This window comes from Rhizobium ruizarguesonis, assembly GCF_012349115.1.
Classification (GTDB): Bacteria; Pseudomonadota; Alphaproteobacteria; order Rhizobiales; family Rhizobiaceae; genus Rhizobium; species Rhizobium ruizarguesonis.
Genome location: NZ_PQIG01000093.1, coordinates 22,226 through 37,734 on the forward strand (window position 1 = coordinate 22,226; position 15,509 = coordinate 37,734).

Here is a 15,509-nt window from a genome sequence, read left to right on the forward strand (position 1 = left end):
GATGCTGGCTTTCGACTCCGCGCCACCTCCGCCGACGACAGAACTTTCCATCAACAAGCCATCGCGTGGGCATGAAAGCTATATCGCCCTTGTCTGGCGCCGGCTAAGGCGCTCCTGGACCGGCATGGCTGGGCTGGTGCTCGTCGTGCTCTTGATCGTCATGGCGATCTTTGCCGATTTCTTTGCGCCGATGGACCCGAAAGCGACCGATGTCGGCTTCGCGCCACCGCAGGTGATGAGTTTCCACGACAAGGACGGCAATTTCGTCTTCCAGCCGCGCGTCTATGCGCTGTCGGATTCCGAAGAGCTCGACCCCGTCACCTTCCAGCCGATCGTCGGCATCGACTACGACAACCCGCGGTTGCTCGGCTTCTTCGTCAAGGGCGCTGAATACCAACTCTTCGGGCTGATCCCGGCCAGCCGGCACTTCTTCGGCTCGACCGACGGCCAGCCGGTGCATTTCCTCGGCACCGACAAGTTCGGCCGCGACGTGCTGTCGCGCGCCGTCATCGGCTCGCGCATTTCGCTGACCATTGCGCTGACGGTGGTCTTCATCGTCACCATCATCGGCACGACCGTCGGCATGGTGTCGGGCTATTTCGGCGGCACATTCGATATCTGGTTGCAGCGTTTCGTCGAACTGGTGCTCGCCTTCCCGCAGCTGCCGCTCTATCTGGCGCTGACCTCGCTGATCCCGGTGACGGCGCCGACCAACGTCTTCCTGGCCTTCGTCATTGCCGTGATGTCGGCGCTCGGCTGGGCGCAGATGTCGCGCGAGGTGCGCGGCAAGACCTTAGCACTTGCCCGCATCGATTATGTCAGGGCGGCAATGGCCGTCGGCGCCACCGACACGCGCATCATCATGCAGCACATCTTCCCGAACGTGATGAGCCACGTCATCGTCGCGGTGACGCTGCATATACCGAGCGTCGTGCTCTTGGAATCCTTCCTCGGTTTCCTCGGCTTTGCGGTCAAGCCGCCGCTGATCTCCTGGGGGCTGATGCTGCAGGATACGGCGACCTATTCGGTGATCGGCTCCTATCCCTGGATTCTCTCCCCCGTCGGCTTCGTGCTCGTCACCGTCTTCGCATTCAATGCGCTCGGCGACGGATTGCGCGACGCGGTCGATCCTTATTGAGGTGATGAAGATGGCTCTTGCACTGGTCAATTCCTTCGCCCCGCCCGTCCGCCACGACCATGATGGCCGTTCGGACACGCCAATCATCGACGCCCGCAATGTGGCGGTAAATTTCAAGGTCGAGGACGGCATGGTCGAAGCCGTCAAGGACGTCTCCTTTCAGCTCTATCGCGGCGAGACCATCGCGATCGTCGGCGAATCCGGTTCGGGCAAATCGGTAACGGCGCGAACGGTGATGGGACTGTTGTCGAAACGCGCCGTCGTCTCCGAGAAATCGACGGTCGCCTATGACGGCAGCAATATCCTGAAATTTTCCGAGCGGGCGCGCCGCAAGCTGCGCGGCGACCGCATCTCGATGATCTTCCAGGAGCCGATGAGCTCGCTGAACCCGATCTATACGATCGGCAGCCAGATCGTCGAAGCGATCCGCGTCCATCGCCGGATCAGCAGGAGGGATGCGCAAAAGCGCGCGCTTGAACTGCTCGAACATGTGCAGATCCCCGATCCTGCCGCGCGGCTCATGCAATATCCGCATCAGCTTTCCGGCGGCCAGCGCCAGCGCGTGATGATCGCCATGGCGCTTGCCAACGATCCGGACGTGCTGATCGCCGACGAGCCGACGACGGCGCTCGACGTCACCGTGCAGGCGCAGATCCTGAACCTGATCCGCAACCTGCAGAAGGAACTGGGGATGGCCGTCATCCTCATCACCCACGATCTGACCGTGGTGCGGCAGTTCTCCGATTACGTCTATGTGATGCAGCTTGGCGAAGTGCGCGAGCACAACACCACCGAAGCGCTGTTTGCCAATCCGCAGGACGCCTATACCAGGCATCTGCTTGCCTCCGAGCCGCGTGGCCAGGCCAATCCGCTGCCCGAAGGGTCGGATGTCATCCTCGATGCCAAGGGTGTGCGCGTCTCCTTCATGATGCGTCACGGCACCTTTCTCAGGCCGGCAATGCGTGAACTTGTCGCCGTCGACAGCCTCGACCTGACGCTGCGCCGTCACGAGACGCTCGGTCTCGTCGGCGAATCCGGCTCCGGCAAGACGACGTTCGGCCAGGCGATCCTGCGGCTGAACACGCCGGACAGCGGCGAGATCCATTTCGACCATCAACCGATCCACGGCCTTTCCAGAGCCGAGATGCGGCCTTTGCGCGCCCGCATGCAGGTGGTGTTCCAGGATCCTTTCTCATCGCTCAATCCGCGCATGACGATCGGCCAGATCATCGAGGAGGGGCTCGTCGTCAACAGGCTGGGCGCGACCAAGGGCGAACGCCAGGACCGGGTGCGCGAGGCGCTTGTCGCCGCCGGCATGCCGGGAAATATCCTGTCGCGTTTCCCGCACGAATTTTCCGGCGGCCAGCGCCAGCGTATCGCGATTGCCCGCGCCATCGCGCTGGAGCCGGAATTTATCCTGCTCGACGAGCCGACATCGGCGCTCGACCTTTCCGTCCAGGCGCAGATCATCGAACTCCTGCGCAAGCTGCAGGACGAGCGCGGCTTAAGTTACCTATTCATCTCCCACGATCTCAAGGTCGTCAGGGCGCTCTGCCATCGCGTCATCGTCATGCAGCATGGCAAGATCGTCGAAGAGGGCCCTGTCAACGAAGTTCTCACCCATCCCAAGACCGCCTACACCGAACGGCTCGTCAAGGCCGCTTTCGAGGTAGCATGATTGCCGAATGCCGGAGGTTATAATGGCAAGAAATCCCAAAATCACTTTCATCGGAGCTGGCTCCACCGTGTTCATGAAGAACATCGTCGGCGACGTGCTGCAGCGTCCGGCCCTGTCAGGCGCGACGATCGCCTTGATGGATCTCAACCCGCAGCGGCTGGAAGAAAGCGCCATCGTCGTCAACAAGCTGATCTCGACGCTCGGCGTGAAGGCGAAGGCGGAAACCTATTCCGACCAGCGCAAGGCGCTTTCGGGCGCCGATTTCGTCGTCGTCGCCTTCCAGATCGGCGGCTATGAGCCCTGCACGGTGACCGATTTCGAAGTGCCGAAGAAATATGGGCTGCGCCAGACGATCGCCGATACGCTCGGCGTCGGCGGCATCATGCGCGGGCTTCGCACCGTGCCGCATCTCTGGAAAGTCTGCGAGGACATGCTCGCCGTCTGCCCCGAGGCGATCATGCTGCAATATGTCAACCCGATGGCGATCAACACCTGGGCGATATCGGAGAAATATCCGACCATCCGCCAGGTCGGCCTCTGCCATTCGGTGCAGGGCACGGCGATGGAATTGGCCCATGACCTCGACATTCCCTACGAGGAAATCCGTTACCGCGCGGCCGGCATCAACCACATGGCCTTCTATCTCAAATTCGAGCATCGCCAACCGGACGGTTCCTACCGCAACCTCTATCCCGACCTCTTGCGCGCCTATCGCGAGGGCAGGGCGCCGAAGCCCGGCTGGAACCCGCGCTGCCCGAACAAGGTGCGCTACGAGATGCTGACGCGGCTTGGCTATTTCGTCACCGAAAGCTCGGAGCATTTCGCCGAATACACGCCCTATTTCATCAAGGAAGGCCGTGAGGACCTGATCGAGAAATTCGGCATTCCGCTCGATGAATATCCGAAGCGTTGCATCGAGCAGATCGAGCGCTGGAAAGGGCAGGCGGAGGCCTTTCGTTCGGCCGACAAGATCGAGGTTCAGCCGTCGAAGGAATATGCATCCTCGATCATCAACTCGGTCTGGACGGGCGAACCCTCGGTGATCTACGGCAATGTCCGCAATAATGGCTGCATCACCTCGCTGCCGACCAATTGCGCCGCCGAGGTGCCCTGCCTCGTCGATGCCTCCGGCATCCAGCCGACCTTCATCGGTGACCTGCCGCCGCAGCTGACGGCGCTGATCCGCACCAATATCAACGTGCAGGAGCTGACGGTGCAGGCGCTGATGACGGAAAATCGCGAGCACATCTACCACGCCGCGATGATGGACCCGCATACGGCAGCCGAACTCGACCTCGACCAGATCTGGTCGCTGGTCGACGATCTGCTCGCCACCCACGGTGACTGGCTGCCCGAATGGGCGCGCACGACCCGCAAGGTACAGGCCGCCTGACCCCCTCTCCCGGGTAAGGCGTCAAGGAGCCCCGCGGTCGCAACAACCGCGGGGCTCTTTGCGTGAGGATGGGGCGTTTTGCGATTTGGGGACGTGACTCGCATGGCCGGATCGGCATCCTGTCACCACTTTCTTGAATGCGCCTGCAGAGCCGAATCGAAGGCGCTTAACCGAAAATAAGGCGAAGCTTTCGAAGCACGGCGGTAGGACGCAGCGCAACAGCGACGGCTATCGCGAGCGGTTGTTGGGTTAAAACGAAAGAGCCTCATGCTGCTGCCAAAATTCCGACCGGATCGTCCCCTTGGAACAGATCTTCCTAATATACGTTTGTGGGAAGCCTGCCCCACGGAGGACGCCATGATCAGCATCTGGGATGCGAACGTCGAATTGAAGATAGATGATCGTCATCACGTCATCAGGAGCGCTCGAGAGGCGGTCGCATTTTTGAAGAAATCCTGGCCCGATAACAGGAGCGCAAGCTACGCGACAGCGCGGAAGGTATGTCTGGACGCGGCGAATGGCGTTGTTCCCGGTGCGGAAGCGCGAGCTGCATTTGAGGCTGCGGCGAAGGAGGCCGGCATCCTGCGACAAACGTAACGTCGCTTCGTTCCAAGTGAGAAATTGGATCATGCCTCCCGCCCTCGACGTCCCGTGAGCAACGCGCTCGCCGGCCTCAACTGAAATCGGGAGCTTCATCGGAACTGTGGGAGGCCTTTAGGGATTACCTTGTTCGTTACCTGCCATCGAATAGGAGGCGCTGGCGCAGTGCCATGAGGAGCGACATGACAGAGAGTGATGCACTCCGCCAGGAAATCTATCGGCTTGCCGCGGCGGCCGATGCTGACCCAGAAACAACGTCGAATTTGAAGGCGCTGGCCGTGCAGCTCTGGGCAAACTTCGACGAATTCACGGTCGAGGAACTGGAAGATATACTGAGGGACGAATGGAGAACTCGCGGACTGCCGTTCAACGACAACGCGGAAGTGTAGGCGCTTCTATAATTGGAGGCGTCTGTGCTAGCTCAGAGGCCTCTGGGCGGCGTTCGCAATCGGGCCCCTAGCTAACCTTTGTTCGATCTATGACGCATGCTACTCGTGAGCAGTGGCGCCGATATTTTCCGCGCGGCGAATTCCTCAAATTTGGGTACTTGAAAGTACCCAAAATGTCCCTATAGTTGAGTCCCTTGGAGAAAAATCGGCCAATGGACTTCGCACTCCTTTTCAACCTGTTCCGCAAGCCCAAGCAGGCCAAGGTCGCTGACGTCACACTCTGGCACAAATACGAGACACTCTTGCCGGTGCCACTCGTCGACGGCGGCGCCCGAAACCCGTCGGGACAAATCTGGCGCCGGCTGAACGGTGTGAAATGGGAATATCAGCAGGACCCCGAAACGATTGAAGAGTTCGATGCTCGACAATATTGAGGCTTAAAGCCCGACCGTCGCAGGGAAATTGTCATAAACTCCCCACCCTTTTGCGAGTGATTATCGTCGTCAGCTATACCCGCGCACATAGGTGCCATTCTTACGATAATAGCCACCCGCATAGACACTCCCGCCATAACTCGGCGCTGGCTTCGCCCATGACGAGCGGATTCGGTTGAATGGGATCGATGCTCCGGAACGCTGGCGGGCCTGTCGCGACGTTCAGGGAGGCCGTACCGTTGCGGCAAGGATGCCGCTTGCACTCGACGAGTTCCTTTCGAAATCGCCCGATCCGCTGCGTAGGCCACGGCAAAGCCAGATAAGGCGATTCACATCGAATTTCGCCCGGCGGAGCAGGACGGTATAGAGGCTGAAACAGGACGCGCCCGCGACGATTCACAGGCATGTCCCGGTTATGCCGCAGGTCCCGTGCGCTGCAGATGAAGGCGCGGCACTTCGTCTATTGAGGACGACCTCCAGCCCCGGGGGGACCCGCGACGATGAAAACGCAGCATTCTCGATGACCAGCCGCTTGCTGCTTGGGACCGATCGCCGACGAGCCTCGGCAGCTTTTGCGCCAGTATGCGCCCTGCAGCGTCAACGACTACCCCAGGACAGAACGCATCATCTGATTATGCTCAGTCGCGGTGCTCGGGCGTCTGCTTGAGCTCGTCCTTGGTCCAGCTCGTGACGGCATGAACTTCGCCGTCTTCATCGCGCATGAACTCAAGATCCGAGATCGGAACGGCAACAGGCTTCGCGCCGATACCCAGAAAGCCTCCGACGTCGATGACTGCGGAGCCGCCCGCGCCCGCGCCGTGGATATGATCGACCTTGCCGATCTTGTGATCGTCGGCTCCATAGATGGTGGCGCCCTCGAGGACGGCAGGGGTAAGTTCCGAAGTCGTCAAGCGTACGTGGTTGGTATGATCCATGATCGTTTCCTCCTTTGTGGAGGAGGGGTAATCGGAACGCAAACCGAATGTTCCGGCAGTAGGCGAATAATCAGGATCCGCACATCTTTCTCACCAGATTGATCAATGCCGATGCCCTGGCCGGGGATGCAAGATGCTTTGACTGTGGGGCAAATATCAAACAAGAAGGCGGGGTAGTTTTGCTACAAGCCGCCCCACTCAATCAACAAACGGTCCTTGAAAGCGATACCGTTCGATCTCACTTTATATGCTGACTTCATTTTGAACTGACAGCTCCTTGCCAAAGAAGCTGCCGCCGGTGTTCAGCAAAGACGCCTGGTGACGTCAGGGAAACCAGCATGGCTATCATTGACCAAATTTTTGTCTCCTCCGGTCGCTCAATAGTGGGCGGATGGGCGAGGAAACAGTGTTCCTTATCTTCTCAGTTCGCGGCACATTGGAACGGAAAGTTCTGATTCCGTCTGCGCGTGCTTTTGACGCGGCCCGCATCTCCAATCGAATGAGGTGACTTTTGACGCAGTTCTTCGAAACCACTCAAGGGATAATGGCAATGGGAGCGCTGATTGCTGCCGGTGGCTTTACTGTTGGCGCCTGCTTCCCCACCGTGATTCAGCTTGCAAGAAAGCAGATCAATCGGCGCCCACGAAGCGAGGCGAGAAATCTGGCAATGATGACGGTGTTGGCGCTCGACGACTTCGTCGGAGCGAGCTATGCGGCAGTCCGGGACACCCCCGAATTCAATCCGATGGACGAAGGCGAATTCGCGTTTCACGTTCCGGATCCTGTCCTTTCGCTTCCGAAGGACGCCGATTGGAAGCTTTTCACCACCGAGTTGTCAGACGAAATCTTGTGGCTGTCGAACCGGGTCAAGAACCTCAACTATGCGTTGGATAGCCTCGATCTGTCTCGGGCCGGGTTCGATGGATTCTTTGAGAAGCGTCAGGAAGGTTATGCGGGTCTTGCAGCCGAGGCCATGGACCTGATTGAGCGTATGCTCGAAGAGTTCGGTCTGACGCTGCCTACCAAGCCTGACTACTATCGCCAGCGTGAGGGCCTCGTATCGGCGATCCAGAGCGTGGGAGAACGAAGCTCCGGCCGTCGAGCGACTGGGACTGTCACGCAATCGAACGGATCGAATGTCCTGCAACTATTTCCAAAGACAGGTGATGAAGCCGACTGATCTAACGCAATGAATCGCTCTGCTGACGGCAGGAAATTTCGATTGAGATCTGCAATAGGGAGTTGAAATGCAAGAGCAAGCGCTGAACCCGATTTAACTTGCCACGTTGCTAGTGCAAGCCCGGTGAGCCGTTTATCTTCCAAGACCCATCTGCCGGACAAGCGACACCATTGAACCGTGTCACGCCCTCAAGACTTTGCTTGCTTGTGACGAAGTCGCGGCATCCGTTTGGATTGTCTGTGCCCGGCCGGACCTGCTCGATAACCCCGGCGCTGCCAGTTGACGGATTGGCCCAGGCAAGCGGATCAGAACCGACCGTGGCCCGTCCCACCGTCTCGGCAATCACCGCTTGGTCAGTGATCGGAACTGCCGTCGCAGCGCCCGGAGCGACCGTGGACGTCTGCAGGGGCTCGGGATGTGAGCAAGCGGTCAGCACCAGCGCAGGGGACAAGATGGCAATCACGATCAGTTTTGAAAGCATAGAGTGCAAACCAGCCTTTCGGACGCTGCGTATGACATCGCATTGTGACCAGATGCGGGCGCGATTGACTGGCTCATTTCGCCGGACAACAACAAAACTGTCGAAAAGTACGGCTCGAATTCTCAAGGACCCATTAGGCTGGGCTCGCAAATTGCGCATCTTCAGGAAATCGGTCGCGGTGCGCCAATGACTACCGCCATTTCTCGGTGAGAAATCCCGACGATCCTTGGACGGGGTCGGTGTGGGGCAGGGGGACTGACGAGATTTTCGCCAGCATTTCGCTTGAAGGAGCGCACGTCTGAATGTCGGCATGCTGTCCCTTAGGATAAGCGCCTATCACTTGGAAGTCCGACGTGCACCCGAGATTTCGGTGCCCTGTCCCGGCTGGAAGTACCAGGCAGTCTCCCGCTATCACATCCAACTGTTGACCGCCCGGACCGCCGATCAACAGCGTGGCGCTACCAAGCGCAATTCCCAGCACTTCATGGGCGCCGGAATGGTAATGCTGATAATCGAAGACACCGTTTGTCCAGATGCCTGTCCAACCATTTGCAGCGAAACGACGGTCGAAATCGGTAGCTCCACCGTCAGCAAAAAGGCCTCTGTAAATCAATACAGGAAAATGCGGATTGTTCGGGACCCAGTCGCTCGGCTTGAAAAATATTGTCTCGGTGTTCATGCTGAATTCCCAAGGTCGTTGTCGATTGCCGCGACGCGACGGCCATCGATCCGTCGACGTTGTTCGCCCAAATCTTACGCCGCGTTTCCATTGAGCTCATCTGCGACGATGTTCTCAAAGCTAAACTTTGGGGGTCACCAGCGGTTCCCTGACATGCCCTAGTTTCGGAAAGGCGCACTCCGACGAGATGGACGTCATCGGCGGAATGGCGGTAGTTGTCGGAACCTCATCGACGGGCGGGAATACGTGTGAGGAATCGCCTTTCGTCGTCTCCTTCCCGAGGGGACAAAATCCACGGATTGATGCTCCGCTCGGTAGTTGCTTCCCGGTTGCCGTCAAAGCGCCGGAGGGCGAACTCACGCTCTCAACGCCTGCGACGCCGAACCAACCTGGTCAGAAATGGCAGTGGACGGCCAGCATTGGTGTCAAAGAAGTCCAGGGCGATACCTTCGTTGCTGATACGTCAAAGGGCCGGGTCCAACTGAGAGAGCCTTCGGTTACGCATCCCGTAGGCCGCTGGATTATGCGGAGGTGGCCCCTGAGATCGACCGCCTAGCAGGTGTGCCGACAAAGCGTTGGCCCCGGCAAATGTCCACGGATCAGGAAGTCGTTGTCGTTGCAGACCGAGCTTCGAGAACTGTCATCTCGCTTGGAAGCCGTCCGGGGAGAAGATCAAGGTGAATCCCGACGTGAAATATGGCGTAAAAAGGCGAAGGCGGAACTTCGTCAGTGGCGGCTAAATGGACTAGGACGACAGCAGGTCCGACCAGATGACTTCCCGGGATCGCTGAAGCCCGAGCTGGAGACCGTTTGACGAACAGTCACCGTTGGACGACGACCTGCGTTCCCGGCTGAACCATCTCGTAAAGCTCCTCCACGTCCTGACGGTACATCCGAAAGCAGCCGCTCGATGCATTGGTGCCGATGGAGGAGGGATCGTTGGTGCCGTGGATGCGGAGCAGTCCGTCGGCAAGATAGATCGCGCGGGTTCCAAGCGGATTGGCGGGACCGGGTTTCACGACTGCCGGAAGCCTTGGATTCTTCTGCCGCATGCTGGCCGTCGGCCGCCATTCAGGATGCAATCGTTTCGATACGACCCGAGTTTTTCCGTACCACTGCTTGCCCTCACGGCCGACGGCAATGGGGTAAGCGAACTGCTCACCCCATGGTGTTGTGTAGATAAGGCTATGCTCACTCGTGGCGATGACGATGGTTCCCCTCCCAATTCGCGTTGATGGCTCCTGACGTTCTTGCAAAGGTTCCCGATAGCTGGGCTCTGGCTCGTAGTAGGGAGGAGGGGGATAGGGGCTGTAAGGGTCATCATAGCCATAGCCGTCGTATTCATCGTATCCATCATACGGTGCGTAAACTTGGGCTTGGGCATGCATCGCTGTCGCAAAGAGGGCCGCAGCAAGGAAAATCAGCAATCTCATTCTTCGCCATCCGCTTGTTATACAGGCATGATTGGGCGGAATTCTGTGGCGGCACTATGGCGGGGTCGGTCTGGATTTCACCGTGATCTTCGTCGCTACCGTCACTTCGATGAAGCTCATGTCCTACGCCCCCGTTTTATGCCCTCCTGATCGCCGCCGTCCGCGCCCTCCCGTTGGGCAGCCCATGTGAGCAGCGCGTCTAAGCGGGACACAGGGCCTGGCCCCAGTCCGTCAGGTCGCCGGGCGGGATCGAGACCGACGCCGCCGTAGCCCTGGCACAACGGCTCGCGAGGGAGGTCGGCACCGATTATGAAGGCGGCAAGAAGATCATCATGAACTCTCTCGGCGGAATTCCGCTCGGGCGACCGGCGAAACCCGGCGAGGTGGCCGATCTGATAACCTTCCTGGCGTCCCCACGCGCCGCGGCCATAACCGGTACCGAATATGTCATCGACGGCGGGACCGTTCCCACCGCTTGAGAATTCCGAGCGCAGTGGTGGCGATCTCCTCCGCCAGTTTTCGCACAGCCTGGGGTGGTGCGCCCCAAGCGGAACAGCTTGCCGGGGGCAGTCGTCCCGGGTTCCGCTCGTTCCGAGCGGCGCGATGCTAACCCTCCTGCGGCTGCCCTTTTAACCGGTCAAGCCGTGCGCGAACTGGCGCCGGCGCGGGAGCGCCTTTGCCTGGTATGCTCATTGTTTGGAGGGGCGCCCTTGCCATGGGCGCACGGCGGCGTTCCTCGGCGCCATTTTTCCGCCATTCCTGCTGTGACCATTCTCATCCCTCGTCCTATGAGACTCGCATGGACAGTCCGATAGCTGCCCCTTGCTCTTTTTCCTTACTGTGGATCGTCCGTCTTCTCTTTGCCGATTTGCTGGTTGCCCAGCCGCAGGATCTGCGAGAGCATCCGCTGGCCGTCCTTCGAAAGCATGTCCTTGCCCTCCTGCAGGGCCTCACGCCATGCAGGGCCGCGCTCCTCAGCCTCGTCATAGGCGAGGGCGAAGTCAGACGATCTCCGTGTCTCGTAGAGCGCCTCGAACAGGAGTTCCGCTTGCCGGAGATCTTTGTCGCGCTTCAGGACGAAGTGCCCGTCTGTACGCCGTTTGGTAGCAATGATCAGCTTGTGGACAGCGTACCGGGACGGCTCCGGGACGTTAACCGGCACACCGCTCTTGTGAAGCAGCACGGTCCTCATTGGCTCTCGAATGAGGAAATCCAAGAACCGGAGCGGATCTGAGCTGGCGCCGCCGGGAGCAGGCATCTTGGCGGGTTGGTCGATGTAATCGTCCGAGGCACGGTGCGATGTTAGGAACTGGACCCGGTAGCCGCCCTTGGTTTGGAAAGCGGTCGAAGCTGCGGCGCCCGATCGATGAGGAACCGGACGGAATGTCGGATCCACCGCCTGCAGCAGATCGAGGATCGGGGGCAAGGTGTCTTCAACTTCACGGGAGATCGTATAGTCCTGGGCGATGTCCGCATCCCCCGTGAGGATCGCAGCCAGAGGCAGGCGGACGCCGAGGAGTCCGGCGTAGGTCTGGAAGGCGACCGTGCCGATTAGGACGGCGCGGAGCCGGAACAGGCCAGCGACCGAAAGCGCCTCGACGATGTCGCCTGACATTGGGTCGGGCGCGACCATGCCTCCCTGTCGCGTCAAGCTCGCGACCATGCGCCTGCGGTCGCGCAGACTCTCCTTGTCGCGCTTAAAGTCCTCGACGCGCTGCGCGATCTCCGGATCGTCTGCAGGGCCGACGTAGCGACGCTTCTTGCCGCCTGATCCATCCGGCAGGTCGAAATACCAATACCGTTTGCCCTTGACCTCCATTGTGATGAAGCGGCCTTCCGAGGGGAAGTCTGCTGTCCATGCAGCGTCCATGGTCCGCTGCGCCAGCTCGGCCAGCATGGTCTGGTACATCAGATCGACAGTCTTCATGGCAGCTCTCGCTTATTATGACCATTTCAACAAGAATGGTAATAACCGACGTAGCACCGGAGAGGAACAGGGTTGTCTCATGGACTATTGTACGGACTGCGGCTGCGGCGTTCTTGTCCACCGTCTCCTTCAAGGCGTTGATCGCTTCGCGGATCCGCACACAGCAAATGTTAGGTCTCTCCGCCGGTCACCAATGGGATCGAGCGGCTGGGTGGGGTCTCTCGCCGCTAAATGGATGTCTGCAGCCCGAGTTCGACCACTCGCCCGGACGGCAGCCCGAAATAGTCTGTCGCATTGCTGGCATTTTGCGCAAGAGAGATGAACAGCCGGTCCTGCCAGAACGGCAGGCCACCTTTCTTTGACGGCAGGATCGTTCGGCGGGACAGGAAGAAGGAGGTCGACATTATGTCGAACTTCAGGCCGAGCTTGCGAGCGAGGACGAGCGCACGAGGGATGTTGGGCGTCTCCATGTAGCCGAACGTAATTACCAGCCGGCTGAATTGGGGATTGAAGCTTTCAAGGAAGATTTTCTCATCGTCGGGGACGAACGGCGTGGTCGAGGTGACGACGCTGAGAATGACGTTCCTCTCATGGAGGACCTTGTAGTGCTTCAAGCTATGGAGAAGTGCGGTTGGCGCGCCTTCGATGTCGCTTGTCAGGAACATCGCAGTCCCAGGCACCGTCAGCGGCTTCTTCCGGGCCAGGTTGTCGATGATCGCCGCGAGTGGGATTTCGTCGGCCTTGGTGCGAGCGGCAAGCACGCGGCGGCCGGCCGTCCATGTTTGCATCATCAGCGCCATCGTCGACGCCACCGCAACGGGAACCCATCCGCCATCTGCGAACTTCGCGATGTTGGCGGCTAAAAACCCGGCGTCGATCAGTGACATCGGCACAATAACAGCAAGGGCCGTCGCCAGCTTCCAACTCCAGATCCGCCGCATCACGATGAACAGGAGGATCGAAGTGATGAACATTTCGCCTGTCACAGCGATACCATAGGCGGCGGATAGGCCGCTTGAGCTTCGAAAGAAGAGCACCAGAGCAGCCACGAATATGAACAGCAGGTTGTTCACCTGCGGCATGAAGATCTGCCCGGATTGCGTTTCGGAGGTGTGAAGGATGCGCAGGCGCGGAAGCAGGTTGAGGTGCATCGCCTGACGGACGAGCGAGTAGGCGCCGGAGATGACGGCCTGGCTGGCGATGACCGTTGCCGCGGTCGCCAGACAGACCATGGGGAATCTCGCCCATTCTGGATGCATGCTAAAAAAGGGATGCTCGGCCATCTCGGGATTGGCGAGCACGAATGCTCCCTGTCCGAAGTAGTTCAGAAGCAGGCTCGGGAAGACGAGCGAAAACCACGCCGTGACGATCGGCCGCCGGCCGAAATGTCCAAGGTCGACATAGAGAGCCTCGGCGCCGGTCACAGCAAGGAAGACCGCCCCAAGCACCGCGATGGCCGAGCCGATGTTGTTTGCAATATACCGGACCGCATGGATCGGGTTGACTGCGCCTAGCACCGACGGGTCGTCAAAGATGTGGATCGCTCCGCTGACGCCCAGGACAACGAACCACAGAGCTGTTACGGGACCGAATACCGAGGCGACACCACTCGTGCCGAACCGCTGGACGAAAAACAGCACGGCGATGATCGTCAGAGTGATGGGCACGACCCAGGTGGAGAGAGCCGGCGCCACCACCTCGATACCCTCGACGGCAGACAGGACGGAGATCGCCGGCGTGATGATTGCATCGCCGAGAAACAGCGAGGCGCCGATTACACCCAGGACAAGCACCCACCTGGGGCGCCCGGTCAGGCCTTCGCGAGCGAGAGTCATGAGAGACAGCGTGCCGCCTTCGCCGCGGTTGTCCGCCTTCAGCACGAAGGTCACGTACTTCAACGTGACCACGATCGTCAGCGCCCAGACGATCAGCGAAAGGATGCCGAGCACGTTGGCATAATCCGCTCCCGATCCTCCGGTGGCGTGGAGGGCTTCCCTAAACGCGTAGAGAGGACTTGTCCCGATGTCGCCATAGACGACGCCCAGAGCGGCGAGAACGAGCGATGGCCATCCTTGCCGGGTCAGGTGTTCCAGTTCCGGATCTGCCGATCGCAGCTTGGTCTCGGTCAAATGGCATGTCCTGTTGGGCAAGCGGTGCACGCTGGAAGTTGCCACCGGCTTAACGTCTTTGCAACGCCAGGCGAACGTGAAAAGACCTACACGGCTGTGTCGCGAACATCGCCGTGGGAGGCCATGGCTTCTCTTGAAACCTGTCGCTTTTCAAGTTGACAAGGCGAAACGTGCATCTGGCGAAGACGAAATTTTACGAGAAGTTCTTGTAGTCCCGCGCGTGGAGATTACCCCATTTGTATGCACAAACACATATTGCCTAAACGCCGGCCGCGAGGAACACGGGATCGCGGGTAAGGAGGAGCGCTAGCATCGACGCCAAGTATCGAAAACATCGAAAGCGGAGTGAGGTCAAAGATCAACCTTCCGAAACTCGATGGGGTGCCAACGCGTCAAGTCGTTGAGAGCAGCCTTTCCCCGTTAAGATTGAACGCATCAAGACCATGACCGACTTGGTGACTTGGAGGCGTGAAATGGTACCGCACTGCGACTGAATTTCACGCCGCCCGACACATGTGCCAGGCGCCCGCCCATCTTCTCGACATGACGGTTACCGTCAGCTGCAACGTCGATGGTCACATCGACGAGGAGACCCTCGAGAAGATACATCGTGCGGTCGCATCACTCTCGAGGAGTGGAAAAAATGCAGACCCTCCGCGGCTAATCAGGGTTAATTGCCTTCGCCCGTCTCCCATTGGCGGCATCATTGCCCATGCCAGCGACGGGGCCGTGGCCGCGCTGCGACATTGGCTCCAGATCAACTGATTGGCGCTTTGCGCGCCGTGGACCAAAAAAGGAGGCCTCGCCGAAACGGGGCAAATTGGGAACGGACGGATCGCACAGGAAGGAAAGGTTGGCGTACGGCCCCGTCACAAGAGGGGGTACCTGTGCGATCCTTGTGGCCAAACGATACATGGTCGGAAAAGTTCCTGTGCGGTTCCGCACCGATCGCTGGATTGAACGCTAGTCGCAGCAGTCGTTTCCGCCGCGTCGCTCGCAAGCCGTGGAATGCGCTGCGCGCCTGAAGGATTGCTGTCGGCACCTTGTTTCCTTCGAATAAGTGCACATCTCGATGGAGTAAGCGCCGTCAGGAAATGGCCTACGAGCCGGATA

13 protein-coding genes and 1 pseudogene are annotated in these 15,509 nt (G+C 59.4%); 9 read left to right on the forward strand and 5 right to left on the reverse strand.

Annotated elements, in window-relative coordinates; all coding sequences use genetic code 11:
- Position 1 precedes the first annotated feature (1 nt).
- From C3Y91_RS23970 to C3Y91_RS23995, 6 genes are all read left to right on the forward strand, one after another.
- Positions 2-1,138 carry an ABC transporter permease gene (locus tag C3Y91_RS23970; RefSeq protein WP_168575872.1) on the forward strand — a complete coding sequence of 379 codons (1,137 nt, stop codon included), beginning with the start codon at positions 2-4 and terminating at the stop codon, positions 1,136-1,138.
- A 10-nt stretch (positions 1,139-1,148) separates the two neighbouring features.
- Positions 1,149-2,816, forward strand: coding sequence for an ABC transporter ATP-binding protein (locus C3Y91_RS23975; protein ID WP_130655402.1), 1,668 nt, complete (start codon positions 1,149-1,151; stop codon positions 2,814-2,816).
- Between the two features lie 22 nt (positions 2,817-2,838).
- The gene (locus tag C3Y91_RS23980) at positions 2,839-4,209 is read left to right on the forward strand and encodes an alpha-glucosidase/alpha-galactosidase (RefSeq protein WP_128409943.1); all 1,371 of its coding nucleotides are present in this window, start codon (positions 2,839-2,841) and stop codon (positions 4,207-4,209) included.
- A 357-nt stretch (positions 4,210-4,566) separates the two neighbouring features.
- Entirely contained in the window at positions 4,567-4,806 is a 240-nt protein-coding gene (locus tag C3Y91_RS23985) for a DUF982 domain-containing protein (protein WP_017992211.1), read from the forward strand.
- Between the two features lie 185 nt (positions 4,807-4,991).
- Positions 4,992-5,198 carry a hypothetical protein gene (locus tag C3Y91_RS23990; RefSeq protein WP_130666251.1) on the forward strand — a complete coding sequence of 69 codons (207 nt, stop codon included), beginning with the start codon at positions 4,992-4,994 and terminating at the stop codon, positions 5,196-5,198.
- Positions 5,199-5,410: 212 nt separating this feature from the next.
- On the forward strand, positions 5,411-5,632 hold the full coding sequence (locus C3Y91_RS23995; RefSeq protein ID WP_130655403.1) for a hypothetical protein: 222 nt from the start codon (positions 5,411-5,413) through the stop codon (positions 5,630-5,632).
- Between the two features lie 638 nt (positions 5,633-6,270).
- Here the strand turns inward: C3Y91_RS23995 and C3Y91_RS24000 are convergent.
- On the reverse strand, positions 6,271-6,567 hold the full coding sequence (locus C3Y91_RS24000) for a PRC-barrel domain-containing protein (protein ID WP_168575873.1): 297 nt from the start codon (positions 6,565-6,567) through the stop codon (positions 6,271-6,273).
- A gap of 511 nt (positions 6,568-7,078) precedes the next feature.
- On the opposite strand from C3Y91_RS24000, the gene C3Y91_RS24005 reads away from it, so the two are divergent.
- Complete coding sequence (locus tag C3Y91_RS24005; RefSeq protein WP_130655404.1) at positions 7,079-7,747, forward strand: hypothetical protein; 669 nt, start codon at positions 7,079-7,081, stop codon at positions 7,745-7,747.
- Between the two features lie 671 nt (positions 7,748-8,418).
- Here C3Y91_RS24005 and C3Y91_RS24015 read toward each other — a convergent pair.
- Complete coding sequence (locus C3Y91_RS24015; protein WP_168575874.1) at positions 8,419-8,907, reverse strand: cupin; 489 nt, start codon at positions 8,905-8,907, stop codon at positions 8,419-8,421.
- 187 nt (positions 8,908-9,094) lie between these two features.
- Here C3Y91_RS24015 and C3Y91_RS38890 point away from each other — a divergent pair, with 187 nt between their 5' ends.
- Positions 9,095-9,463 (forward strand): hypothetical protein, encoded by a 369-nt coding sequence (locus tag C3Y91_RS38890; RefSeq protein WP_502362294.1) that lies wholly within the window; start codon positions 9,095-9,097, stop codon positions 9,461-9,463.
- Positions 9,464-9,728: 265 nt separating this feature from the next.
- Here the strand turns inward: C3Y91_RS38890 and C3Y91_RS24020 are convergent, their stop codons facing one another.
- Complete coding sequence (locus C3Y91_RS24020) at positions 9,729-10,340, reverse strand: L,D-transpeptidase (RefSeq protein WP_168575875.1); 612 nt, start codon at positions 10,338-10,340, stop codon at positions 9,729-9,731.
- A 230-nt stretch (positions 10,341-10,570) separates the two neighbouring features.
- Between C3Y91_RS24020 and C3Y91_RS24025 the strand changes: the two are divergent.
- Positions 10,571-10,819: pseudogene (locus C3Y91_RS24025) on the forward strand (SDR family oxidoreductase); the annotation flags it as partial.
- Positions 10,820-11,175: 356 nt separating this feature from the next.
- Here the strand turns inward: C3Y91_RS24025 and C3Y91_RS24030 are convergent.
- Both C3Y91_RS24030 and C3Y91_RS24035 read right to left on the reverse strand, forming a co-directional pair.
- A complete protein-coding gene (locus C3Y91_RS24030) occupies positions 11,176-12,267 on the reverse strand; it encodes a nucleotidyltransferase family protein (protein WP_168575876.1) in 1,092 nt (363 codons plus the stop codon).
- 227 nt (positions 12,268-12,494) lie between these two features.
- The gene (locus C3Y91_RS24035) at positions 12,495-14,396 is read right to left on the reverse strand and encodes a potassium transporter Kup (protein ID WP_168575877.1); all 1,902 of its coding nucleotides are present in this window, start codon (positions 14,394-14,396) and stop codon (positions 12,495-12,497) included.
- Positions 14,397-15,509: the final 1,113 nt, after the last annotated feature.

Excerpts from the sequence above, each read along its gene's own strand:
- C3Y91_RS23970 (WP_168575872.1), top strand. The coding sequence starts at position 2 with ATGCTGGCTTTCGACTCCGCGCCACCTCCGCCGACGACAGAACTTTCC.
- C3Y91_RS24020 (WP_168575875.1), bottom strand. The coding sequence starts at position 10,340 with ATGAGATTGCTGATTTTCCTTGCTGCGGCCCTCTTTGCGACAGCGATG.
- C3Y91_RS38890 (WP_502362294.1), top strand. The coding sequence starts at position 9,095 with ATGGACGTCATCGGCGGAATGGCGGTAGTTGTCGGAACCTCATCGACG.
- C3Y91_RS23975 (WP_130655402.1), top strand. The coding sequence starts at position 1,149 with ATGGCTCTTGCACTGGTCAATTCCTTCGCCCCGCCCGTCCGCCACGAC.
- C3Y91_RS23980 (WP_128409943.1), top strand. The coding sequence starts at position 2,839 with ATGGCAAGAAATCCCAAAATCACTTTCATCGGAGCTGGCTCCACCGTG.
- C3Y91_RS24000 (WP_168575873.1), bottom strand. The coding sequence starts at position 6,567 with ATGGATCATACCAACCACGTACGCTTGACGACTTCGGAACTTACCCCT.
- C3Y91_RS24015 (WP_168575874.1), bottom strand. The coding sequence starts at position 8,907 with ATGAACACCGAGACAATATTTTTCAAGCCGAGCGACTGGGTCCCGAAC.
- C3Y91_RS23995 (WP_130655403.1), top strand. The coding sequence starts at position 5,411 with ATGGACTTCGCACTCCTTTTCAACCTGTTCCGCAAGCCCAAGCAGGCC.
- C3Y91_RS23985 (WP_017992211.1), top strand. The coding sequence starts at position 4,567 with ATGATCAGCATCTGGGATGCGAACGTCGAATTGAAGATAGATGATCGT.
- C3Y91_RS23990 (WP_130666251.1), top strand. The coding sequence starts at position 4,992 with ATGACAGAGAGTGATGCACTCCGCCAGGAAATCTATCGGCTTGCCGCG.
- C3Y91_RS24030 (WP_168575876.1), bottom strand. The coding sequence starts at position 12,267 with ATGAAGACTGTCGATCTGATGTACCAGACCATGCTGGCCGAGCTGGCG.